Annotated in this window: 20 protein-coding genes; 2 read left to right on the top strand and 18 right to left on the bottom strand. The window is 33.5% G+C overall.

Annotation, left to right across the window (positions count from 1 at the left end):
• Window positions 1-285: 285 nt before the first annotated feature.
• The 7 genes from ACX9TM_RS15765 to ACX9TM_RS15795 all read right to left on the bottom strand — a co-directional run bounded on the left by ACX9TM_RS15765 (window position 286) and on the right by ACX9TM_RS15795 (window position 7,333).
• The gene (locus ACX9TM_RS15765) at window positions 286-1,164 is read right to left on the bottom strand and encodes a LysR family transcriptional regulator (protein ID WP_063220668.1); all 879 of its coding nucleotides are present in this window, start codon (window positions 1,162-1,164) and stop codon (window positions 286-288) included.
• 219 nt (window positions 1,165-1,383) lie between these two features.
• On the bottom strand, window positions 1,384-1,827 hold the full coding sequence (locus ACX9TM_RS15770) for a MarR family winged helix-turn-helix transcriptional regulator (protein WP_000111421.1): 444 nt from the start codon (window positions 1,825-1,827) through the stop codon (window positions 1,384-1,386).
• A gap of 441 nt (window positions 1,828-2,268) precedes the next feature.
• Complete coding sequence (locus ACX9TM_RS15775; RefSeq protein WP_000388923.1) at window positions 2,269-3,219, bottom strand: magnesium transporter CorA family protein; 951 nt, start codon at window positions 3,217-3,219, stop codon at window positions 2,269-2,271.
• Window positions 3,220-3,524: 305 nt separating this feature from the next.
• A complete protein-coding gene (locus ACX9TM_RS15780; RefSeq protein ID WP_063220667.1) occupies window positions 3,525-4,550 on the bottom strand; it encodes a ParM/StbA family protein in 1,026 nt (341 codons plus the stop codon).
• A 35-nt stretch (window positions 4,551-4,585) separates the two neighbouring features.
• On the bottom strand, window positions 4,586-4,987 hold the full coding sequence (locus ACX9TM_RS15785; RefSeq protein WP_000683216.1) for a hypothetical protein: 402 nt from the start codon (window positions 4,985-4,987) through the stop codon (window positions 4,586-4,588).
• A gap of 85 nt (window positions 4,988-5,072) precedes the next feature.
• Complete coding sequence (locus ACX9TM_RS15790) at window positions 5,073-5,459, bottom strand: YflT domain-containing protein (protein ID WP_065382324.1); 387 nt, start codon at window positions 5,457-5,459, stop codon at window positions 5,073-5,075.
• Between the two features lie 335 nt (window positions 5,460-5,794).
• A complete protein-coding gene (locus ACX9TM_RS15795; protein WP_017673630.1) occupies window positions 5,795-7,333 on the bottom strand; it encodes an alpha/beta hydrolase in 1,539 nt (512 codons plus the stop codon).
• Window positions 7,334-7,888: 555 nt separating this feature from the next.
• Here ACX9TM_RS15795 and ACX9TM_RS15800 point away from each other — a divergent pair.
• Window positions 7,889-8,254 carry a YxeA family protein gene (locus tag ACX9TM_RS15800; protein WP_065382364.1) on the top strand — a complete coding sequence of 122 codons (366 nt, stop codon included), beginning with the start codon at window positions 7,889-7,891 and terminating at the stop codon, window positions 8,252-8,254.
• 87 nt (window positions 8,255-8,341) lie between these two features.
• Here ACX9TM_RS15800 and ACX9TM_RS15805 read toward each other — a convergent pair whose 3' ends face one another.
• The 3 genes from ACX9TM_RS15805 to ACX9TM_RS15815 form a co-directional block, all read right to left on the bottom strand.
• Window positions 8,342-9,052 (bottom strand): alpha/beta hydrolase, encoded by a 711-nt coding sequence (locus ACX9TM_RS15805; RefSeq protein WP_025688069.1) that lies wholly within the window; start codon window positions 9,050-9,052, stop codon window positions 8,342-8,344.
• A gap of 103 nt (window positions 9,053-9,155) precedes the next feature.
• Complete coding sequence (locus ACX9TM_RS15810; protein WP_025688067.1) at window positions 9,156-9,611, bottom strand: TspO/MBR family protein; 456 nt, start codon at window positions 9,609-9,611, stop codon at window positions 9,156-9,158.
• 111 nt (window positions 9,612-9,722) lie between these two features.
• Window positions 9,723-11,153 carry a cryptochrome/photolyase family protein gene (locus tag ACX9TM_RS15815; protein ID WP_001179969.1) on the bottom strand — a complete coding sequence of 477 codons (1,431 nt, stop codon included), beginning with the start codon at window positions 11,151-11,153 and terminating at the stop codon, window positions 9,723-9,725.
• 213 nt (window positions 11,154-11,366) lie between these two features.
• On the opposite strand from ACX9TM_RS15815, the gene ACX9TM_RS15820 reads away from it, so the two are divergent.
• Window positions 11,367-11,936 (top strand): DUF3841 domain-containing protein, encoded by a 570-nt coding sequence (locus tag ACX9TM_RS15820; protein WP_065382363.1) that lies wholly within the window; start codon window positions 11,367-11,369, stop codon window positions 11,934-11,936.
• Between the two features lie 136 nt (window positions 11,937-12,072).
• On the opposite strand, the gene ACX9TM_RS15825 is transcribed toward ACX9TM_RS15820, so the two are convergent.
• From ACX9TM_RS15825 to ACX9TM_RS15860, 8 genes are all read right to left on the bottom strand, one after another.
• Window positions 12,073-13,290: an NAD(P)/FAD-dependent oxidoreductase gene (locus ACX9TM_RS15825; protein WP_000365634.1), complete on the bottom strand. Its 1,218-nt coding sequence runs from the start codon at window positions 13,288-13,290 to the stop codon at window positions 12,073-12,075.
• A 299-nt stretch (window positions 13,291-13,589) separates the two neighbouring features.
• Window positions 13,590-14,111, bottom strand: coding sequence for a carbonic anhydrase (locus tag ACX9TM_RS15830; RefSeq protein WP_001086255.1), 522 nt, complete (start codon window positions 14,109-14,111; stop codon window positions 13,590-13,592).
• A 79-nt stretch (window positions 14,112-14,190) separates the two neighbouring features.
• Entirely contained in the window at window positions 14,191-16,797 is a 2,607-nt protein-coding gene (locus ACX9TM_RS15835; protein ID WP_063220664.1) for a DUF2309 domain-containing protein, read from the bottom strand.
• Entirely contained in the window at window positions 16,797-18,329 is a 1,533-nt protein-coding gene (locus tag ACX9TM_RS15840) for an NADH dehydrogenase subunit 5 (protein WP_065382459.1), read from the bottom strand. The genes ACX9TM_RS15835 and ACX9TM_RS15840 overlap by 1 nt, the downstream gene beginning before the upstream one ends.
• A 627-nt stretch (window positions 18,330-18,956) precedes the next feature.
• Window positions 18,957-19,319 (bottom strand): Na-translocating system protein MpsC family protein, encoded by a 363-nt coding sequence (locus ACX9TM_RS15845; RefSeq protein ID WP_000798162.1) that lies wholly within the window; start codon window positions 19,317-19,319, stop codon window positions 18,957-18,959.
• A 366-nt stretch (window positions 19,320-19,685) separates the two neighbouring features.
• Entirely contained in the window at window positions 19,686-20,774 is a 1,089-nt protein-coding gene (locus ACX9TM_RS15850; RefSeq protein WP_000703146.1) for a GerAB/ArcD/ProY family transporter, read from the bottom strand.
• Window positions 20,775-20,801: 27 nt separating this feature from the next.
• Window positions 20,802-21,989, bottom strand: coding sequence for a Ger(x)C family spore germination protein (locus ACX9TM_RS15855; protein ID WP_000052112.1), 1,188 nt, complete (start codon window positions 21,987-21,989; stop codon window positions 20,802-20,804).
• Window positions 21,986-23,578, bottom strand: a complete 1,593-nt coding sequence (locus ACX9TM_RS15860; RefSeq protein ID WP_025688055.1) for a spore germination protein — start codon at window positions 23,576-23,578, stop codon at window positions 21,986-21,988. Before ACX9TM_RS15860 ends, ACX9TM_RS15855 begins: the two co-directional genes overlap by 4 nt.
• Window positions 23,579-23,823: the final 245 nt, after the last annotated feature.

Consider the following 23,823-nt stretch of genomic DNA (forward strand, 5'->3'; position numbering starts at 1 on the left):
CCGGTGGTTTTCTTTCTACAATAAGGATATATAAATTCAAAATAGCAGTGTATATCCCTACATGGAATCTGTTACTATGCGATAAGACCGAAGAATTGATTGATTAACTTAACTTGTTTTTGATAGCCTTCTCTCCTTGCAAAGTCTGTCCTTTTTTCCTTAATTAAAAGTCAATGGTATCCCCCTTTTTGATCGACTACACCACACATATAAATCCACTGTCCTTCGACTTTAATATAGATTTTAATTTTTTCAATTGTTACACTAGGATCATTATTATTTCTATTACACTGATACTTTTTGAGAATCATTTAACTTCTGCATAAAGATGCGTGCTGCAAAACTTAAAAATTTATCATCAAAGTGTATAAGATTAATATCTTGACTTGGTGTTGGATCAGTAATACGAACTATGCTCAAAGTATCATTATTAACAAAGTTAACCAGTGAAAGAGGTATTATGGCAACACCATGTCCATTGTATACAAGGCTCAATAGAGAAATAGAAGATTTTGTTTCTATATTTGCTTCAGATAAAGATAACCCTAAACTCTCACAATATATCTTAATAGATTCACGACAACTACATGAAACCATTACTCTACTGAGCCCTACTAATTCTTGAAAAGAAACAAATGATTTTTCATTCAAAGGATGATTTTTTGGAATTACAAGGACGAGCTCTTCACTATACAAAAGGGTGTTTGTTAATGTGTCTGGAATTTGAGCACTACGTGTAATCCCGAAATCAATATTTTTGTCAACGATTTGATTTACAGCAACTTCGGATTCTATAATCTTTACTACAATGTTGGGATAATGTTGTTGAAACTTCATAATATAAGGTGTTAAATAAGTGAGATCCTCTAATAAACCTCCTATAGTAATCACACCTCTTTTTACACCCTTTAATTCAAAAATTTCATTATAAACGTCATCAAATTGTTGCATGATAAATTTTCCTTTATCAAATAGCAGCTTACCCGCTTCTGTCATTTTGATACCTCTTCCAACTCGATGAAACAAGGGTGTATCAAGTTCACCTTCTAAAACTCGTATTTGTTGACTTAAAGTCGGCTGTGAAATACCTAGAACTTCCGCAGCTTTAGTAAAACTATTATTATTACAAACTTGAATAAAATACTCTAAATGACGTAATTCCATTCTTGATACCCACTCTCCGCTTTATGAAAGATTTATAATTTAAAGGACGATATGTATACATTAACATAACAACTTTATTTCATATTATACCGATTGAAATTACACGCTTTATTCATTTTGTATTATAATAAATTTACTACCATTTATTAATTTTTCCTCCTATTTATTTAAATTATATTTAATTAGGACATTACTAATTCGAGATATATTTCTAAAGATTTATAGTTCGAGTGCATAATACCCTAATTTTTTCAACTTTTCGATTATCATTTTTTTCTCAGTATAGTCCAAACCACCAAATATTTGCTGAATCGCCTCTTTATGCTGAGGAAAAATAATATCCATTAGTTCAATACCTTCTGAAGTAATTGACGCATACGTGACACGGCGGTCTTTAGGACATGGTTTTCGTATTAAGAACCTCTTCTTTTCCAACTTATCCACTACATACGTGATACTACTACTTGCAAGTAATATTTTGTCTCCAATTTTTTGTATAGGCTGATCGCCTTTACTATACAGTAGCTCAAGCACTGCAAATTCAGTTGGATTAAGTCCATAACTTTTTATATCCTCTTCAATACGCTTAGTAATTGACTGTATTGCCCTTGATAATATAACAAATAACTTTAAAGATAAGCTCTCATCGTTAATCACGCTCATAATTACCAATCCTTTACAAGTTATCTTGAATTCGAGATTCATTATATTATCGTCAAAATATTATGTCAATCATTCGTTTTAGCTTTATCAATCCATTTATAATTTATTTCTCAACATATGACATATGGAATTAGAAGAAAACAATTGTTACTATATAAGTATCTCAATTACGTTATTTCTTTTAAAGAGAGCTTGTTTTTAATGGTAAGTTCTCTTTTGCCATATTCTAAATTGAATCCGGACAAATTTCAGAGTATATGATATAGTTTTTAAACAAAGATTAGAGCTCTCCTACAGGAAGGAGAGCTCTAATCTTTCATATAAATATTCACCATTTTTATCATTGTGAGGACATCAAAACTTTAACTTGATGGGGATATGGGCTATCTCAATTAATAAATATTACAAACCATATATCTATCATATTTTTTATAAACAGGATTAATTAGATTTAAAAAAAGATTTCTTTTTCTTTACTCGTAATAAGTCACCTGTCCATCCTTTGAATCGCATATACATATACATACCCGCTGTTGTGAAAATAATAAATAAGAGAGCGATTAAATAGCTATATTTCCATTCTAGTTCAGGCATGTATTTAAAATTCATACCCCATAATGCTCCTAAGGCTGTCAAAGGCGTACTCACAGCAGTTAATACAGTAAGAGCTTTCATAATTTCATTCCCACGATGAGAAGAAACAACTTCTTGTAAATGAATCATCGTGTCTAATTCTTCTTGGTACTCTTTAACAAGTTGTAATCCACGCTCTAATTTTACGTATGTTTGTTTATAACAAAGGGTGTTTGTTAGTTTTTCTAACCAAGCTTCTTTTAGGCCTTGTAACACTTCTTGTATTAAGCGAAACACATGTGTGTTCATAAATAATTCATGACGAATATGATAAATCCTTTCTAAAACTGCTATGTTATTATGATGATAAAAATCCCATAATACATTTCTGAAATTGTTTTCAAAGTAGTCAACCTTTCGCAAATAATGAGATATAAACATTGATAAGATAGCACATAATCCTTCAGCGGAACTATTACAATTTTTTGTACCCATAGGGAAATTGTGTATTATTTTTTGGAAATCCTCTTCCTCTTTTTCCTGAACTGTTATCAGTATTCCATCAGCTACGAAATAATGAAGAAATTTTTGAATTTTGGCGTCCTTTTTATCTTGATCATATAAAAACGAACCATATACACAAGTTTGACTTGGTGATAACGTATAAACATATAATCCATTTTCACAAGGAGAACTTATTTTCTTTACAAATTGAGCGAAATAAGATGTTACATCACGAGGGATTATAGAAGAAAGTTTTTCAAGCTCACTAGTTTTCACATGATACCAACTCCATTTCGTCATTTTTATGCATTCCATATTATTCTTCCTTTCTAAATAGTTTTATGTTTGATCGAATCATATCCGTAATACGAAATTTGTATGTAGGTATTCATGTCTTGGAGGAAGAGTTTTTAGATCATCTAAATTACAAAATAAATAACATAGGAGGTCTTATTCTTTTAAAAGGAAGACCCCCTATATATTAGTTATTTTTATTTTCAATTTTAAACATTTCCTCTATACAAGCACTTTTTATCTTTTCTTATAAAGAATTTATTATATGTGGAAAAGAAGCTACATAATTTGGCACGTCTATTCAACGAACTCCATTTCATTCGTTATTATAATTTGGATTCATATGCAGATTGATTGGTGATGTCCTCAAATACTTGACTCCCAATAATGTAGTATCCATGGAGTGCAGCCTCTTTCGAAGCGTCTACCATACGGAAAGAAGAAATTTCACTTTGCATTTTTTCAATTCGTTTTTTGTGGAGATCTACTATTCCTCCTGTCCAAATAATAGTGTTATACTGTTCTAACTTAAATTGTTCTTGTAATACACGCATGACGTCTTGGAAGTGTGCATCCAACTCTTTTTGAATCAAAGTATGAACCTGACTTGCCTCATGATTTTCTTCTCGACATTCATATCCTTTTTCTAATATGTTTGGCATGTCGTTAATATGCAATTGATTACTTTCACCCTCATGATTCTGCACGATATTCTTAATATTTTTCAAAGGCTTGCTACATCCTAGTTCCGCCTCATAATGATTTAAAATGACATTCTGTTTCATATCTGTCATTTCTACTGTACGAAATCCGCCATCAATAATTAAGATGCGATCTCGTTCCTGAATGATTCCCTCTTTTAAGAAATAGGCATGTAAAGCGACCGGTTGCTGAAGAATCAAAGCATTTTCCACCGTAATATGAATAAATTTCCCATCAATTTGTACGGAAGTCTCTTTTTTTAGTGCACGTTGTAATTGCTCATGCTGACTACCAAAACAAGTAACGGGGAGCCCAGTAACAACTAGAGGTAACACGACATTTTCTTTATAATCCTTTGCAATGCAACCAAATATTTGTTGTTTAAATCGTTCGCTTTCATAATAATTTTCTATTTCTTCGTCAAATGGAGGAAGAAACGAAGCGTCAGATTGATGTGCTTCATTTCCCATGTAGTATGCAAAATCTAAGTCTATAAAACTTACCTTTGTTAAATCTTCACTTTCAGCATGATTAGGTACAGGGGCTAGTGTGGAAGCTTCACTCTTGATTGTCATCTCAGAATCTACATCCTGTCGATATGCCCTTTTGGTAAAGCCAATTCCTACATCAATTGCATACAGAGATTTCATACTTTTTTCCTCACTTTCTATTTTTAGAATTACATCTAGGCACTCTCTTCTTTCCCTTCTTTCACATATTTCTTTTCATTTTTCGTTTTTTCCCCGTCTAAGTTCTTACTATTTTCATTTATTTCGTAATCCTTTTCACCTGTTTTCTTTTTATTATTTTCGTTTTCTGTTAAGTCTTTAATGGTAGAAATGACAACTGGTGTGGCTGTAAGCAGTTGTGGTAATGTTTGTTTTGCAACATTAGCTGCAGTTACAGAAAATTGTTTACTTGTCTCAGTTACCTTCTCCAATGTTTCCTTTATGTTTCCTTCTTGTAGTTTTTCTTTTACGCTTTTTCCTTTTGTTTGTATAGCTTTCCGATTTTCTTTTTTTAATAGGGAGACTATGACTCCGGTCGTAATTCCAATCACAGCATATTTAAATATTGTATGTTTCATTTTTCTCATCCTTTTCTATTTTTATTTTCTTCCATGCTACAAACTAAAATAATTCCCTTACCTATTTATCAGATGTTGCAATCTATTACAGAGAATGATAGTTTTGCGGCTGCCTAGCATTCGCCATTGGTACTTCAGCTGTTACTAGGAGTAAAATCTTCCCTTGATCTAGTTTTTCTTCATATAAGTTAGCTTCCTCCTTCGACAACCCCATTTCTTCCATTTGATTTCGAAGTTCGTCCCCTTTTTTGGAGAAAAAGTTGATAATACTTGTTCCCAATCCTTGTTCTTTTACTCCAATCGTATTTGTGTTTGTATCATCCGCAATCCTTTTTGTTATATGTTTTTCATGTGCTAAAACATAAATGTCATCGTGGCGAATCCCTTGCAATTCTAGCTCTTTTACTTTCATAACTACTTCCTGTTCATTTTGATATTCATAAACTACCGTTTTTCTTTCATTCGTATGCATCGTATCTTTCCTCCTTTAGATTTTTTATTTTTTTATTTAGTTGTTATGTAATATGTAATACACCTATTTTAAAGATGTTAAACCTAAATTTTCAAAAAATTTTACACAATAAGTTATTCATGTTTTTAATATCAAAGAAATGTCACAAGCACTTTGCTTTGATAAAAGCGCTCCAAATAACGATTTGTTTGGAAGGTAAGCCCATTGTTTTATAGAAATCATAGCAAAATAAAAAAGCACTCCTTTTCAAAGAGTGCTTTAAAAAAACATACAACCTAATCAAAATATTTCTATTTTGATTACGGAAAGAAAGTCCTTATTAAAACATATGGTTGCTAATTTAATTGCGATCTGCCTTGCACCCAAGCAGCAATATCATTTATAACATACTCAGGGATATTAGCAGGACTATAATATTCATCTGGCTTACTTATTTCCCCATCACCCTCTGTAAAGAAATGATTTAACTTTGGATATAGTCGATAATCTACGTTATCTCGTTCTTTTAATTGTTCTTTCCAAAGAGGAATTTCAATTTTTGATTGAACTTGATAGTCTCTTTCTCCTTGAATAATAAGAAGCGGTGTCTTTTGTTCTTTTGACATTTCTGCCGCTTTAATTTTCCGTATAGAATCCCAAAATACTGCTGACCCTAAGTAAAAATCTTTTGGGGGATTCTGACCAGAGAAATTGGGATCATTTAATAATTCAAATTGCGATTTGTAGAATTTATATTGATCCAGGTTCATTGCTCCAATAGAGAAAAGGTACTCAAATTGATCTAAAACAACGTCTTGGATCGTACGAGCTGGCCCTCCCATTACAATTGCTCCAGCAATATTTTTATTTTGGTCTTTTTCAATCATTTTCGGAAGCATCATTCCACCTTGACTATGACCAAGAATATATATTTGATTCTTATTTATTAGAGGCTCATTTTTAAGAAATTGAGTTACAAGAAGAGCATCATCTGTTGTCTCTTTATCAACTGTATAAAAGGGACTGAATTGTGTTTTCAACCCATGTTCATACGTTCTTTTATTATAGCGAAGGACAGCAATTCCCTTCGATGCAAGACCTTCAGCTAAATCGCGAAATGGTTTTAAAGCAAACGCTGTTTCATCCTGATCAGTTGCTCCTGATCCTTGAACAAGAATAACCGCTGGAAAAGGCCCCTTTCCTTTTGGAACCGACAATGTTCCTGGTAATGGAAATGCACCACTTCCAACTACTACTTCTTTATCAACAAATGACTCAGGCTTACTATATGATGGACGCTCTGCAACAGGACTAAACGACATGCTGAGTTGAAAATCGTCTATTTTTCCAGATGGATCTAGTTTAATTAGTAAAGGTACAGTCATTTTTTCAAAAACTAATTGAATCTCCACATTTGTATGAACAGGATTTGTCTCTTTTTGTGTAACCTCTCCAATTTCTATAAAAGAACCTGCTTGTAATTGCACTGGGAGTCCCCCCCAATAGCTCTTCAACCATTCTTCGGATATTATTTTCTGTAATGACCTTGAGGTTAAATCAAATGCAGATTTATAATCTTCACTATTCATATGGCGAATAAATGAAAGAGTAGTAGATATAATAGGATTTTCATCATCACTATTGTCTACTTTTTTTATAGTTGTGTTTGCTTCCTTTAATTTCGAACTAAATTGGTAGTTAAACGGATAGTTATATGTATCAGGATATAAGCTTGTTTTCAATACTTCCGTATTCCGTCCCTCATACAAACTTGAAGAACTCGTAAAATTTTCAGGTGAAATTACTTCCTCCGCATATGAGACTGAAGGAATTGCTATTGTAAAAATTGCACTGACAAGTAATAACTTATTACTTATTCTTCTTTTCTTACCCATAATTATTGATTCTCCTTCCAAAATTTAAAATTTCTAATAGAACATGCCAACTATAAGGAAAATAAAAATTATTAAAGAGATTAATAATCTATTTTACGCTCCCCCCTAACTAGTTAAAAATCTATCATTAACAAACTTCAATAAAAAATGCCTTCCCCCTCTTTTTTTTATCATTGGATTTTTCAGTGACATAGAAGCGCAGCGCTGCATTACATGTAACTGACCCATGGGGTTCTCTATTCTAAAAGAAAGCAGCACCCCACAAGATACTTTCTTTAATTGTTCTCACTCTAATTTATTTAGATAATTCTCTTATTACTGTAAGATACATTTATTCTAAATCCTAAAACTCACTTATTTCTTGATAGGTTCTTAAGAAATATCAAAAAATAAAGAAAAAAGTTATTTGGTTATTCATTCCGCAAGCTTAATGCTCAAGTTAGTTTTTTTCACACGGTTAAACTTTATTAAGAAAACCTTAAGAAATTTCCCTCTATATTTATAAGAATTTTTTTCTATACTGAAGCATGTAAATGAACAAGAGGAGAAACGATAATGAAAAAATTTGTAATTTGCATATTAGGAATAGGCCTTCCTATATACTTACTACCTTTCATATTACGCGGGGATTTAGACAGATTTAATCCGATTGCTGAAGAAAAAAATGTATATGCCGTTGCGAAAGGATATGGTGTTCCGGATTATCATCAAAAAGGAAAAGCTATGTACTCACTAAAAGCTGTTGATGAATTAAGCAATGAAAAAGAATATAATGTTGGAACGAACACGCCTAATGATTTTATAAGAAAAACTTACTTAAAAATTCATGTAAAAGGAAAGTATGTGTATTCTTACGATATTATTTCTAAAGAGGATATTCCGGAGAAAATAAGGGGACAATTGGAGATAGCAAATAAATAAAAGAGCCAATTCATACGAGTTGGCTCTTTATTCTCTCTTCCATCTACCGCTGGGAGAATTCTTTCGGTAGATTTATTAAATTCGTTATCATTGTTTCAATAACCATTCTTCAATTACTTTCACTGTTTCATCTCGTTGTGCTTTTGGCGTAATTAAACTCGCATTATCACCTTTTTGCTCACCGTACATGCCAAAATTAGCATGATTCCCCCCTTTTATCATGTGCATAGTATTATTCTTTGACATTAACTTTTTATTGTTCTCTATTTTTTCTACAGTTGCTAAAGCATCTACTTCCCCGTAAATTGATAACATTGGAATCGACTTAGTAGAGAAGTCATCTGCAGGATACGAACCTAAGAAAATAATCCCGTCTACCTTTTCTTCATGTTGAAAGGCATACCTAGAAATCATAGCTCCACCCATTGAATGCCCAGCAACATACCATTTTTGAACTTCAGGATACTGTTCAATTACACTATCTACCTCATTTATTCCAAATATCGCTAAATTTAATGGTAACTTAGGCATTACTACAAAATGCCCATCTTTTGCAAGAGCTTCTCCTAAGTAACTATAAGCCTCGGCTTCTACTTTAGCTCCTTGATAAAAAATAACTCCTATTTTTGCATCTTTCTCTCCAAAAACTATATAATCTGCATCTTTTTTATCATCTACTAAAGACAAAGCCTCTTTCGTTGGTTTATAAGTAAACTGAGACCAAGTTAAAAAAGTAATACTTCCGATCATTAAAATACCTAATACAGAGTACAGAACAATTTTTATCCATTTCTTCACACATATGACCTCCCTAAGATGTGTATATTCTATACTTTAGATTATCATTAATAAACATAAAAACTCGAGCATTTTCTTTGTGCTCAAGTTTTCATTTACGTCTTTAATTTATACTATAAATTGTCCAAGATAAATATGTAGCAAATGCAGACCATAAAAAATATGGGATTAGCAACCATGCCGATACTTTAGATAAATTGGAAGAAAACATAATGAGAAGTAACGTAGTAATAGCGACTAGTAAACAATCTACTGTTGCTAAAAATAAATTTTTTTGGCTAAATTGAAAGTAGCTGAACGCTTGATTGAACATATAATTTAAAAGGAAAATAAACCAAAATGTTTTTGGCTTGAATCCATAGTTGTTGTAAATAATTGCAACTGATAATGCAATAAGTCCAAATAATACAGCCCATATCATTCCGATTGTCATACCAGATGGTGTCCAAGACGGCTTTTCTAACGCATCATACCAAGTACGATCAATAGGGAATAAAACACTAGAAACATAAAACAAACCATATGTTAGTAAAAATACTATAATACTAGATTTTTTCATAAACATTCTCCTTTTTACTAGAAGATTATAGAAACTTTATATGATTAGTATGTCCTTGTAATGGATAAAATTCTAATATTAAAATTCAAAATACATATTGTTTAACCTATTTCATACAAATTCTTTCATACTTTTATATGCACAAAGGGCTCTCTCCCGTGCTGCCTTATGATCAACAATCGGAAAAGGATATGTATCCCCAAGTTTTATATTGGATTTTTGTAAAATATGCTCAGGTGCTTCCCAAGGCTTATGTATATATTTGTTTGGGATATCTCTTAATTCTGGTACCCATCTTCTTATATACTCTCCATTTTTATCAAACTTTTCTCCTTGTGTGATTGGGTTAAAAATACGAAAGTACGGTGATGCATCTGCTCCACTTCCAGCAACCCATTGCCATCCCATTGTATTATTTGCAATATCAGCATCTAGTAGTGTATCCATAAACCATTTTGCTCCTTCTTGCCACGGAATTAACAAATGCTTTACAAGAAAAGAGGCTACAGCCATTCTTGCCCGGTTATGCATAAAACCTGTTTGCCATAGTTCTCGCATTCCCGCATCAATAAACGGATAACCCGTTTTCCCCTTTTGCCATACTCTTAATAACTCCTCTTCCTTATCCCACGGGAAATTTTCAAAGCTCTTATTAAGAGGTTTATATACTGTAAATGGATAATGATATAGTAAATAATAAGAAAACTCTCGCCAAATTAATTGACGTATAAAGCTATTAACTTGTTTTTCAAAAAGACTACATTGTCTTTCGGTACTTTTATTTATTAAGTAATGAAACATTAGCTTTACTGATATTTGACCAAATGAAAGATACGGTGCCAACATCGAATGGACATTTTGACCTGGAAAATCTCTTCCTTCACTATAAGAGACTAATTTACTAGAGAAAAATTTCTTGAATGTTTTATATGCCCCTTCTTCTGTCGGATCCCATATTACTTCCATATGAGATGTCCACGGTATAATCGGCAACAATTGTAATTCTGAAACAGATAAGCTTGCTGGTAAAGAGTTCCCCCACTTTATACTCTGCACTCTGCTAAAAGGTTTAGGTATTACCTGCTTTTGAAATGCATTGTAAAAAGGCGTAAACACCTTATATTCAGTGTTATCTTTCTTTTTAATAATCCACGGTTCTAATAATAAATGCGAATTAAATTCTTTACAGATAATACCTTTATCCTCTAACATCATTTTCATTTTTTGATTAGATTGTAATCTGTCCGGATCATAACAAATATTCCAATATACAGCCGTTATATCTAATTGCTCTATGAGAGAAAGTATTTCTTCCTCCGTACGTCCTTTACGAATTATTAAAGTAGAGCCCAATGCCTCAAGTTGCTTCTTTACATCTATTACAGCATGGTGCAACCACCACTTTGACGCACTTCCTATTGAAAAAGTTTCATCTTGTATATATACAGGAAGAACCTCACCAGACTGAACAGCCTCAAATAGAGCTGGGTTATCATATAAACGAAAATCTTTTTGAAACATAACAATAATTTTATTTTGCATGGCTATCCTTTCTAATTCTTAAAGCACAATTCATTCTTTATTAGAACAAATACTTCTGTTATTTTTAAATGATTATAAGAATCATTTTTTGTAATTGCAAACAAACTCTTCTATCTTTAATGGATTTTTCCAACTCTTAATAAAGATAAAAATATAATGCACTTTGTACTTATCTTAAACTCTTATAAAATAAAAAAGAAAATGGAGAGAAAGATGAAAAAACAATTTTATAAACAATCAAACTTAAATACATCTATAGATTCAACAATCCTATGGACTTTTCAAAACCAAAATGCCATAAATACACTTTTGAATGAAGGTAAGCTTATAGCCGATCCTATTTTTGTTAGTAAAGAAGATTGCACAGCATATAAATACATTGTAAGACACATGAAACAGAAAGGTATTGAATTTATTATAGATTTACCCATTTGGGCATGGCATTCATGCAATGGTTACCAAAAGAAGCCTACTTATGAGACTGCAAGAGAATTACTATCAGATATTCAATTAGAGAAAGAAATATACCTCATCGAATTCACATGTCCTAATTTTTTATTCATGTTAACAAACTATAGCGGATGGTGCGACATTTATTTTAAACTTACTGGCAATCCTAAAGCAAGTGTAACAAATGATGAAGAAAAATACTTATTTAATCTTTACCCTACCATTGAGGAAGAATGGGAATATCATCATATCCAAGCAACTCTACCCTACCTAAAAAAAGAATGGATTATACAAATAACTGAACTTAGTAAAATGAATGGATTTAACAAATAATATTGTTTATGAATGCTTTATTTAAGCATTCATAAACATAACAAATAGTCACATGAAACTAATACATTTAAAATAGCTTTTTTATAATGGAATCCTAAATATGCTCCTTACTACTATGATTTTGTATACATGCAGTTTACTCATTTAGTTTTGGTCTAGTTTGTAAATATAAATTCAAATCTGGACTTGAACCGTTAATAATTATATCTCGAACAATTTTAGAAAGTACCATACTATAAACTAATCCATTATCTCCATACGCATAGATAAAGTGACAATTTGGAAACTCTTCATACATTCCAATTATAGGTAAACCATCATGAGTACCACCATAAAAAGCACTTAAATAAAATTCAGGTTCAACTGTTATATTGGGAAAGAGCTTATTAAATTCATTCACTAATTTCTCTTTTTTATGGATTAATTTTGAATCTCTTTCTTGAGCAATGTTTGTATCTTCATCTAATCCACCTATAATAATCCTATTATCTACAGTAGTTCTCATATAAATATATGGTCTCGCAGTTTCCCAAATGAGAGTGCGTTTATACCAAGAAGATAAATCTTCCACAGGATTAGTAACAATTGCATATGAGCTAATCAGTGTAGCGTTCTTTTCCTTTTTAAATTCCAATCCTTCATATCCTGCAGCCACAATTACTTTATTGGCAGTAATAGAATTGCCCTCCTTTGTATAAAAGATAGCACATTCTTTCTCTAACTTTTTGCCAACAATCTCTGTATCTTCATAAATGTGAACTCCTTTATTAGAGGCTTGTTCTAATAAACTATGTGTAAATTTATAAGGATTTATTTCACCATCATTATACGTATAAATAGCTGCACGTTTTTTAAATGGATATCTCTGTCCAATTTGTTTTTCTGATAACCAAGCCGCTTTAAAATCATGCTTATGTAAATAATACAGTTCCTTTTCTAATTTCTTTATATCCTCTTCATAACTTGCATAATATAAGCTGTCACGTCGTTTAAAGTCAGAGCAATAAGGCAAGTTTTGATCAGCATATTCAATATCATTAATAGCTTGTTCACATAATTTCATATGCTTAACTGCATACTCTTCCCCAAATGTATTTACAAGTTCATAAAACATCTTATCACCTAAATATTGAATAAGTGCTGTATTTGTAAGGTTACTTCCATGTCCTACCTTTCTTTTATCAACGATAACAATATTTAAATCTGATTCACTCAAATAGTATGCTGATTGAGCACCCGAACTTCCTGCTCCTATTATTAGTACGTCACATTTTATATCTTCGTCCAAACGAGGATAAGAAGGTGTATTAGAAAAAGTCGTGTTCCAATATAATTTCCCTTTCTGTAAATCCATTTTAATTGCACCGTCCTAAATAAAATAGTTATATCCCCATCGGTATCTCCAAATCATTCTTACTATATACTTCTTATCAAAATTATCTTGCTATCATGAATAAAGGTTTTCATAAACCTAAAAGCCTTGTCTTAAAAATTTTTTCGAAAAAACGTCAAATAATTTTTTATTTTTATTATAAAAAGAGCAAAAGACCTCCATTTATAGAAGATTTCTTTTACTCTTTTTAAAGGAAATAAATCCAAATATTTAACATATTATAGTATCTACCAAATAAAAGTTGCTTATCTATCGATAACTTACACATAAGAATGCATTTGTTTCACTACTTTATTAACAGAAACTTTAACAACCGTTTCTTTTTCCCCTGTTCTATCAATCTTGAAACCATGAACTTTAACATCAGACGGTACTAGTGGATGATGACAAATCATATCTATACTCTTCTCAATATTTTCACTAACATTTTCTTTTCCACTTAGCCATTCATCAAGGCTACCACTTGAAAATTCAGGCATGCAATTTTCAAAGAGATAGTCTAGTTCCCTGTTATTTTTTATGGAATCACGTTGAATTTGTAGATTAACTACATCAGTTTCTTTATCCTCTATTCCTACAACAAAAATTTCTTCAACATTTTCTTGATAAATAGCAATAATAATAGATCTCATTATATCTCCATAAGGATGTACAATTACAGAATCGTAGCTGTGTATAGTCAACATGTTTTCTTGTTGAATGTTAGTTACTTGTTGGATAATAGGCTCTATTTCATGTTTAATGTCTGTTAACAATAAAACTTTTTTATTCTTTGAATTCATATGGAGCACTCCTTCTTCATTATTGTATTTATGAAACTTTTAAGTTAGTAACAATAGTTGATAATTCATTACATGATTGTTACCAGTTTTTCCAGTGTCCCTCTGGATCAACACTTGCAAGTCTAACCCATCCATTTTGAACTTTTTCTCGAAATGTGAAATCATTATTTAGCAAACGTTCTATATATTGACTAGGCGCTTGAATTACAATTAGTAAACGAAGTGGTGAATGATACGTCTCACTATCTGACTGCATAACGGATTGCCAAGGTAAGCCTGGCAACAAATCACTTGCATTTCCCTGCATAACACCTAGACCCGCGGTTACGGTTTGGGTTGTTTTGTTTCCACTACCATAATAATGAGGAGCTACAGTTGAAGCGTAATATTGTAGATTTATCCACTGAGCTACTGTTCCTGGTCCTGCAATAATGTTAGCTAATATATCGCCACTTTCATCCTGTTTCCAATCATAATTATGGAGGAAAGCCCTACCGTCTAAGTCACAATCCTGAGTTAATTCTCGTTGCCCGATAATAAAAGATGCATTACGAGCTAATCCCCATTCTGGACGTATTTCACTCCAATCTTCTGCAAATCGATGTGCCTCTTTACTCGCATTTTTTATTTTCGTTTTAAAATTTGGTAATTGCGTTAAACGCTCTCTATTTGCATGTTGGCTCACATTTGGCATAATCGATTCGATACAATCAAATGCTTCTTGCGCAGTTTCCGAAAGTTCTGGGACGTAAATCCATTCCAATTCATCCACTGTTGTTTTATGTTCAGCTGCTGCAAAAATGGTATCCTCAGGAATTTTAATACCTTCCGCAAACAACGCCTCTCTCACTTCTGGGAGATTACATAAAGTAGCAAAAACTCTTGCATTGAATCCTCCTGCTGCTCCGCCACAAGCACCACACTCAAGTGCTGCAGCATAAGGATTGTTCGTACTTTGACTACTATGTCCGCACATTACAACTAAAGGAGCAAATTTTTCTGTCAGTCCCACCATTTTTAAAGCTTGACGCACATAGTTCACTTTTTCTTCTTTCGTAAAACCGATAGGTATCTCACCCTTTGTGTCATGAGCATGATTAAGCGAGAATGTTGTATCAGGTTTTTGTAACATAGTTTTACGAAGGTTACGAATGAAACCACCAACTCCTCTTGGAACAAAGCTTCTTGTCACCATCTGTAGACCAAGTAAAGGACCACTTAACTCAGGTAGCGCCATACTTGTCAGTACGTTCTGTTTCATCGTTTTAAAAGTATAACGCACCGAACTGCCTACCCTCTTACGTTGCTCATAAGATTTAAGTTCATTTTCATTTGTGAGCTCTTTTATTTGATGTTTCGGTTTGAGTATAACTGGCAAAGAAGGATGGTTGTTATTACTACCTAGTTCACTAGTTGCAATTGGTAACCCAAAGAAACCAGCTATTCCAAATGTTTCAAACGGACCTAATTTTTCAAGGTGGCGACGAAACGGTTCTGAACGTACATCAATACAGAATGCTAATTGAGCTAATACACGCTTTTTATCATTGGTTGCACGTTGTGTAGAAGCAATCTTCTCCCTTAATTGCTCTGCATGCGTTTGTTCCCAAGCTTCCAGCCAAAGTTTCTTGCGAATATTTTCATCAAAACGATAAGCGAATACTAATAATTCACTTTGTTCAGTAGCAGGCATTTGTAACCATTCCCGTGTTGAAATATTCCCCCAATAAATCCAAGAAGCTATAAGTGGGACGATCGAAACTTTTTTCTCAACCTTTTGATTTTTTAAAGGTAAATAAGGTTTTACAATAGCCAGCTCCATAGAAATTCGAACTGCTAAATATTCTATGAGAAGTTCCTGTTCCTGAATTGATTGTTGTGAGCGCCATCGTATCATTCCTGCCCACCCAGGCAAAGAAAGTAAGTGCCCTTCAAGGTAAGATTGTATGTTAGATTCAGAAATTCCTAGTTCAGATAATGCTCTCGCTAAAGCTACTTCGGCATCTTGTGCCCAATTTTTTAAAACTTTACGCTCATTTTTACTGAGCGCTGGATCAAATTTAATAAGGTGTTGCCATGCGCGATAAAAACCTTTCTCTCGATTTGGCATCGTCCAATTTGATCCGGATTCATCAAGATATAATTTACACCATTTAATGATATGATAATTAAGAACATCAGATAGGTTTTCACTATTTTGACTCTCTATAAGCGAACTTATTGGCTGCATAACAGAGGCTTGCATACTTGCTGTATTTATATAATTCATTTCTTCTGCCAATTTATTTACTTCTGGCGATGATAATAGACTAGAAGGTAATTTTTCTAACTTTAAAGCTGCTTGGCAAAATCGCTCTGCTTTCTCTCGCGGAATATGAAAAGATTGTGAATCCAGCCAACGAGACAAACTCATTTGTAAAAATGATTCCTCAATCTCACCTTTCGCTTTTGCCGAATGAATCATGGAGGCACTAGGATAAATATCCACATTACGAGCTTCTTTTAACCAATTTGCGACTTGTTCAAATGATTGCTTTTCAAGTCCCATCCAAGGGTGGTGAGCTGCAAACGTAGAGATAGGCCAAAGTGGCGCAATAACTCGGCTAGCAGATGCAACTAAATCATTTATATTATTTTCTTGCATATCAATGTTTGTATCTTTCTTTAATATTGACGGTATGCTCATCACGAATTACCTCCCTTTGATACATAATGTTTCAGATAGCTTGGGTGACTTTCTACTGACTTTCGTCTCGCCTCACCTACTCGAACTAACCAAAGATAAAGTACAGCGAATAAAGTAGAAGATTGATGACGAGTAACGAAAGTACTAATAACACTACTAAATAGTAAAATACATATAACAAAGATAACGGCTGGAGCTGAAGGTTGAACACTTTGATAAATATCAGTATGCAACCATTTATAAAGAGAATTATGAACGGTAAAGTAAATGAGAGAAAATCCAATCAAAACAATTACGCCAGCAATTCGTCCCATTCTTCCCTCTCCAAAAACAACAAGCTGTTTCCATGAAAAGTATAGTGACCAGCCTAAGATTAACGCACTAACTAGTTGATACCCCTCTCCAGAAGTCATAAACCAGAAAGTAATTGCTATAAATAATCCTAAAACACGCCCAACTATAATCCATAAATTGGACATCTTTTCATTAGACTGATTCACTACCCCAAAACGTTGCACGGAAGAACCAGCTTGTAAAAATAGTGTAGCTTTAAACAAACCATGTAAAATTAAATGAATAATAGCCGCTAAATAGGCGCCTAATGCACATTGAATAAGCATAAATCCCATTTGTGCAATAGTTGAACCTACTAGCTGACGTTTATAATCAACTTGGACTAAACTAATTCCTGTACCTATTAAGATAGAAATACTAGAGAAAATTAGTAAAATTATTTGTGCAATATCATCATGAAAAAGAGGTGAAAATCTAGTTAACATGATACCGCCAGCATTTACTAAACCCGCATGCATAATAGCAGAAACAGGAGTTGGAGCAACAGCAGACTCAATTAACCATCTTTGAAAAGGCCATTGTGCTGCTGGAATCATCACCGCTAATATAATTAATAAGTTAATTCCTGTTCTCTCCAATGTTCCATGTAGCACTACATTTTCATTCGTTAAAACTGATGTTAACTGCCACTGTCCTGTTACTTGAAAAAGCCAAATGATAGCTGATAGTAAGGCAATCCAACTTATTGTAAATAGGTAGCCAGAGATTTTAGTTGCTTCACTAACTACTTTCCACCCTTTATTTAGCCCTATAAGTAGAACCAATCCTATAAGCGTTGCTCCCCAACAAATGAGCATTAAGCGAAGATCATCACTTAACCATGCAACCGAAGATACACCTGTAGTAAATGTAAAAAGTGCAAAGTATTTTCGATATGAGCGATCTCCCATTAAATAACGTACAGAGAAACGCTGAATGATTAAACCAATTGTAAGAACAAAGAAAGCCATTAACCAAGCTAAAGTATCTAGATGCCAAGGCCCCACAATTCTATCTCCATTGTTATTAACAAGTGCGAGTAAAGAAACCAATGAAGGTAAAGCAGCGATACCAATATGGATATGAACAAAACGTAAAGGTATCCTTGCATTTAAAAATAATAATCCACTTAGCCAAGAAGCACTAAGCGCCATAAAAAATAAAGTTAACAGTGTTGATGAACTCAGCGAAATTAACATGTTAAATACTCCCTTCTAAGCGAAAATAGCCTATAAAAATTCCTTTTCATTACGATAGTTTTTTAAATTTCAATTTTCATTCACTCTTTTTCGTGCATCGTTTTTTCCCATAAAAAAAACCGACAACTTCCATAATTCAATGATTTTATATCATCATTGAATTATGGAGATTGTCGGTTTCACTTCAACTAACTTCAATAAAGTTTTTTGAAGAGCTCCCATTTTATAGAGGATAGTAATGTATGTATTACTCCTATTAAAAATAACAGTATATCTCTGATCTCCTAGATTATGCAATCAATATATCAATTTATGTTATGCGCTATCTTTCAATTAAGAAACTTTTTCATTTAGTCAATATTACATATTAAAAAAATGCTAAAGCCTTAATTATAGCAAACAGTTAAAATAAGCATCTATTAATTTTTTAAAACAATTATAAGATAAACTATATTAAGCAGTTTGTCAATTTATTTATCAGTTTTTTTGAGCGTTATTCCAATTAAAATTCAGTATACGTAAATAATTTCAAGTTATTAATTATTATAATGTTAATAAATTTAAATACAGCGCAAAACTTTTAGGTTTCTTAATTATCTCCCACTAACCCTACGGTGGTTTTAATTTTTAAAATTTTTCCTCAAGATTATGAAACAATTTAAAAATCATTACTCGTTCACCAGTACGGGAGCTTATATCCGTATGAAAACTTTTCACTTTTTCTCCAGTTAATTCTAGTATAATCTCTTTCAAATCTTCAATTCCAGATTCAACTAGCTCCGAACGATTTTTCTTTATCGTTAGCATACCGTCTTTTGTTTCGCAAACCGTATATTCAGCCGGCGTTAAAATACCTTGTAGATTTACGATAATCATATCCCTTAATATATCTGTCTTAACGGATATAGACCCGCGTCCTAGGTAGTCTTTTTCCCAGTGAGTAATTGCTTTGCTTATCTCTGATTCAATAGAGCCTTTTGAGTTTTTCATCTTTGTATCCTCCTTCAATAAAATGTAATTACATTTATAATTACAATAACAATATAATAATCTGGATTGATTTTATTTTCAATTATTGAGAAGAATTTATAGGAATCGTTCTCATGTATCCTTTAGTATTAAAGTGAATTTTTATATTGCGATATACGTTTTTTTGATTATCCAAAACAAAATACTCTTACTATAAAGACTCTGTTGCATAGATTTCTAAAAAGGACATTCCGGAGAAAATAAGGAAACTCTTGTAACGTAATATACAAACAAAAAATCCTACACTTATGAATAGGATTTTTCTCTTTTTATATTAGTCAAAAAACTAAAAGTATACCTGCCCTCCAAACATATTACCGATTGAGTTTATGCATATTTCCTTCGAATTTTGCCAACCACCAATAACAGTAAAGGAATCCCTAGCTCATAAACGGGAAATGCAATTGGAATTACGAAAAATATGTAGTAATAATGGGTAAATGTTTGGATATTTTTAACTGACACAGCTATGATGAACGAAATAGGAGCAAGAACTAACGCTACTTTTCGCCAATCCTTCAAATGAAATATTTGTGCTGTTCCATAACAAGCGATAAACATGTATAACGCCAATTTCACAAAAATACTAAAAAACCAAATAATAACTATCAAAATATCCACATTTTGAATGAACTCCATGACAGATATGTATCGGCTCAAATCGTAAACCGGATACAAAAAACTTGAAGATAAATTCGGACCGAATGTTAAAATGACCGCTAATGTTCCAATCGTTACCATGAAAACGGCTAATCCTACCCCCAACATCGCCCTTGATGACGCTTGCTCTGGTTTATCCATAAAGAAAACGAACATCATCATCATAACAGCCTCTCCAAAAAATGCGGCTACAGGAGTATAGGAACCTTTAAGGATGGGAAGCCAGCCAGAATCGTGATAAATAGGCCGCATATAATCCCAATTCATATTGCCAACATTCAAAATGATTACAAACGTTATCATTAAAAGTACAATTGGCCCTATGATTTCACTTAAACGTCCAATACCTTCCACCCCTCCTTGGTAAATGATAAAAATGAGCAATAACATCGCAGTAAAGACAATGACCCACAAAGGTGTATTATGAAACAAAGCGATAATAATGAATTCACCAAATTCACGGACGGTTATCCAAATTATCATGTACCACCCAAAGAAGTAAGGAATCATCAGTAGCTTTCCTAGCCATTTACCAAGAATAGTTTGACTAAATTCAATGAGAGTTTGTTTCGGATAAAGCGAACCAAGTGTAGTTGCCAAAAAAGTAAGAGCAACCCCTATCACTCCTGCAATCAAAATCGAGATCCACGCATCTTGTTTGACAGTACGAATCGTCGCTGGAATAACTAGAAGGAGCGATTGTCCCACTTCAAAAGTGAACATCATCCAAAAGATTTGCCTGCCAGAGATTTTCATCGAATTTCTCACACTCTATATTCCTCCTTATTTTTTCATTTCATTTTTCTTCAACTGCAACGGTGGTCCAGTCAGTCCTACTCGCCGAATAGTAAGCTTTGTATGAAGAGAAACCTCCACTTTTCGAAATTGTTTACTCCAATTCTTTTTTAACTCTTTCCATTCAGATGGATATTTTTGATGAATGGCTTCTCCAAATCCAAAGATATCGGTTCCGTATTGTTTTTGAACCTTTTTAATAGTTTGGAGAGCTTCCTTTTCGGACTGTTTTTCCAATACATGTTCTAAAAGAGTAAGATTTTTTGGCTGCGAAAGATCTAAATTCGTATTGTTCTCCTGAATTGTTCCTTCACCAGAAAAAACAATGTCACACTTAATTGTGTCCCCTTGTATAGTAGGTATGATTTTTCTATTGATCTTTGTCATATATAAACTTGCACTACCATTTCCTTTAGAGGCCGTTGCTGTAACTGTCTGTTTACTTAAACGATTCACTATCCAAAGAGTAGTTAACCATTCCTGCATGTTCAAGTATCCTACCAATTTGAAATCGTTGTTAAATATAGCACCGCCTACAATTTGAAACCCTTTGACCTCAGTTTTTCCTTTTTTATGAGACACATTTAGTTTAATAACGGGCAAAATCGGGGTGATTCCATCACTCGTACCAGCAATAAGAAAATTTAATAAAGACATATCTCCCGCTGCCTCTATTTGCATATGCTCTTTAAGTGCCCCAAGTGCCGGGATAGACTCTAAAGGGATGGATGCTTTCAGAAAATCTTTTGCAGTATTCCCTTTTATGACAAACACACCTGCTCGTAATCGAATATCAGGATCGCGGCTATATGCATCTAAAACTGGAGCAAGACCACTTTTAGCCATTTTTTCTCCAATCAATATTACACGCTGGTGCCCTCGAAAAATTTCTCTCGACATTTTTGTTTGCATCATTTGTATAGCTTCATGTGTATCCCTTCCCGTTCCCGATTCTGTAAAAAACGCTTTTCCTGCATTACTTCTTCCGCTCTGTCCCATTCCCATTTTTGATGGAATAATAAACTGAGCACTAATTTCAATCTTATTATTCTTCGCTTGATCAAGTCCCCATCCTAATTCTATTGCCAAATCATTTAATTCTGTCCGATCCCAACATCCCGTCAAGAAGCATAAAGAAATGACCAGTATCATACAGAGTGCCTTGTGCAGGCTCATTCTGTTTCCCCTCCCCGTTTCTCATCTGGCTTTTGTCCACCTGGAAAACGGACTTTCTCTTCACCAGATACCATTATTGGGCGGTGGGTCATATTCCAACGAGGTGTTCGGAGAAAAACATCCTTTAAATCACGAGGAGTTTGTGGTGCAACTGGACTTAAATACGGAATGCCAAAAGAACGAATGTTAGTTAAATGAATCAAAATCGCAAGGGTACTTATTGCAACACCGTATAGCCCGAGCATCCCTGCCAATAACAGCATCGGAAAGCGTAACATCCGGTAAGCTGTTCCTAAGTTGTAGCGCGGGAACGCAAATGACGCAATACCGGTCGTCGCCACAACAATGACCAAAGGTGCGGAAATAATACCTGCTTGCACAGCAGCTTGCCCGATAACAAGTGCTCCGACAATACTAACTGCTGATCCAACAGGTTTTGGTAACCGAACCCCCGCTTCCCTCAAGCCTTCAAATAAAAACTCCATCATTAGCGCTTCTATGACAGCCGGGAACGGAATGCCTTCTCGCGCAGCTGCAATACTAATAAGCAAATTTGTCGGAATTAATTTAGGATGAAAGGTTGTAATAGCAACATAGAGAGAAGGAAGAAATAATGAAATATTAATTAATATTAAACGTATCCATCGAACAAAAGTTGTGTAGATGGAGCGTTCATAATAATCCTCCGCTGCTTGTAGACCAGTCCAAAATGTCATAGGAACAATCAAAACGAAAGGTGTGTTATCTACTAAAATGGCGACTTTTCCCTCTAATAAACTTGCACAAACCGCATCTGGCCGCTCAGTATTTTGAATTTGTGGAAAGGGTGAAAAGGGTTGGTCCTCAATAAACTCTTCAATGAAAGCTGACTCCAATACTCCATCAATTTGAATTCGCTTTACCCTTTGGCGAACTTCATCCAAAACCGAATCAGGTGCAATTCCCTCAATATAGGCAATTACCACATCTGTCTGTGACAATTCCCCAATCGAATAAGGTTCCATTTTTAGTTTTTGGCTTCGAATTCTTCGGCGAATCAGGCTCGTATTGACCCTTATCGTTTCCGTAAACCCGTCCCGAGGGCCACGAACAGAGATCTCGGCAGCCGGCTCTTCAATACCTCGTTTTTCAAAACCTTTTAAATCAGCGACTAGAGCTTGACTTTCTCCTTCTGTTAAAATGACAACATTCGCTTTCAATACTGCTTCTATAACCTCACGAACTTTAGAGATTGTCTTTACTTGAGAAACCGCAATTAGCTGATTTTGTATAATTTCTCCTACCGAATCCACACTCTTTACTCCACTAGGCAGACCTTCGAACATCATTGGTTTCAAAACAACTTGTTCCACAACTTTAGTGTCAATTAATCCATCTATATAAATAAAAAGAATTTTATTTTGACTATCTATGATTATTGGACGAAAAACAATATCGGAACAATTTTCAAAAACTTGTCTCAAAACTTCTTCATTCGCAGATACACTCTGCTTGAGTTCGCACTCTTGATCATTTTGGAGCAGCATACTTGCACTCTCAAGTTCCTGAATATCTTTTCTCAAACGCTTTCTACTAAGTTTTTTCATCATACTACCCCATTTATCGAGTGGTTTATGTTTTGAGCCCAATTGTTAGTAATTTCTTGACAGAATAGCTTTAAAAAACCGTTCCACTAAATGTTTTTTTGTAAGTAATCATTTATCTAGAAAACAAAAGGAAAATATCCCCTCTATATCCTTCTTAAAATTTCCTTACACATGAAAATTATTCAATTTTTTCTATAAGTTAGTTATTCTAAAATGAGGTATCCATAAAGTAACTTGTAAATTCTGCT

It is taken from the genome of Bacillus sp. LH1 (genome assembly GCF_057924895.1).

Bases quoted from the DNA above. Each gene is read 5' to 3' on its own strand.
- ACX9TM_RS15780 (WP_063220667.1), bottom strand. From the start codon at position 4,550: ATGAAATCTCTGTATGCAATTGATGTAGGAATTGGCTTTACCAAAAGG.
- ACX9TM_RS15815 (WP_001179969.1), bottom strand. From the start codon at position 11,153: ATGCAAAATAAAATTATTGTTATGTTTCAAAAAGATTTTCGTTTATAT.
- ACX9TM_RS15775 (WP_000388923.1), bottom strand. From the start codon at position 3,219: ATGGAATGCATAAAAATGACGAAATGGAGTTGGTATCATGTGAAAACT.
- ACX9TM_RS15830 (WP_001086255.1), bottom strand. From the start codon at position 14,111: ATGAATTCAAAGAATAAAAAAGTTTTATTGTTAACAGACATTAAACAT.
- ACX9TM_RS15845 (WP_000798162.1), bottom strand. From the start codon at position 19,319: ATGAAAAACTCAAAAGGCTCTATTGAATCAGAGATAAGCAAAGCAATT.
- ACX9TM_RS15820 (WP_065382363.1), top strand. From the start codon at position 11,367: ATGAAAAAACAATTTTATAAACAATCAAACTTAAATACATCTATAGAT.
- ACX9TM_RS15825 (WP_000365634.1), bottom strand. From the start codon at position 13,290: ATGGATTTACAGAAAGGGAAATTATATTGGAACACGACTTTTTCTAAT.
- ACX9TM_RS15800 (WP_065382364.1), top strand. From the start codon at position 7,889: ATGAAAAAATTTGTAATTTGCATATTAGGAATAGGCCTTCCTATATAC.
- ACX9TM_RS15795 (WP_017673630.1), bottom strand. From the start codon at position 7,333: ATGGGTAAGAAAAGAAGAATAAGTAATAAGTTATTACTTGTCAGTGCA.
- ACX9TM_RS15790 (WP_065382324.1), bottom strand. From the start codon at position 5,459: ATGCATACGAATGAAAGAAAAACGGTAGTTTATGAATATCAAAATGAA.
- ACX9TM_RS15765 (WP_063220668.1), bottom strand. From the start codon at position 1,164: ATGGAATTACGTCATTTAGAGTATTTTATTCAAGTTTGTAATAATAAT.
- ACX9TM_RS15840 (WP_065382459.1), bottom strand. From the start codon at position 18,329: ATGTTAATTTCGCTGAGTTCATCAACACTGTTAACTTTATTTTTTATG.
- ACX9TM_RS15860 (WP_025688055.1), bottom strand. From the start codon at position 23,578: ATGATGAAAAAACTTAGTAGAAAGCGTTTGAGAAAAGATATTCAGGAA.
- ACX9TM_RS15785 (WP_000683216.1), bottom strand. From the start codon at position 4,987: ATGAAACATACAATATTTAAATATGCTGTGATTGGAATTACGACCGGA.
- ACX9TM_RS15835 (WP_063220664.1), bottom strand. From the start codon at position 16,797: ATGAGCATACCGTCAATATTAAAGAAAGATACAAACATTGATATGCAA.
- ACX9TM_RS15850 (WP_000703146.1), bottom strand. From the start codon at position 20,774: ATGAAAATCTCTGGCAGGCAAATCTTTTGGATGATGTTCACTTTTGAA.
- ACX9TM_RS15770 (WP_000111421.1), bottom strand. From the start codon at position 1,827: ATGAGCGTGATTAACGATGAGAGCTTATCTTTAAAGTTATTTGTTATA.
- ACX9TM_RS15855 (WP_000052112.1), bottom strand. From the start codon at position 21,989: ATGAGCCTGCACAAGGCACTCTGTATGATACTGGTCATTTCTTTATGC.
- ACX9TM_RS15810 (WP_025688067.1), bottom strand. From the start codon at position 9,611: ATGAAAAAATCTAGTATTATAGTATTTTTACTAACATATGGTTTGTTT.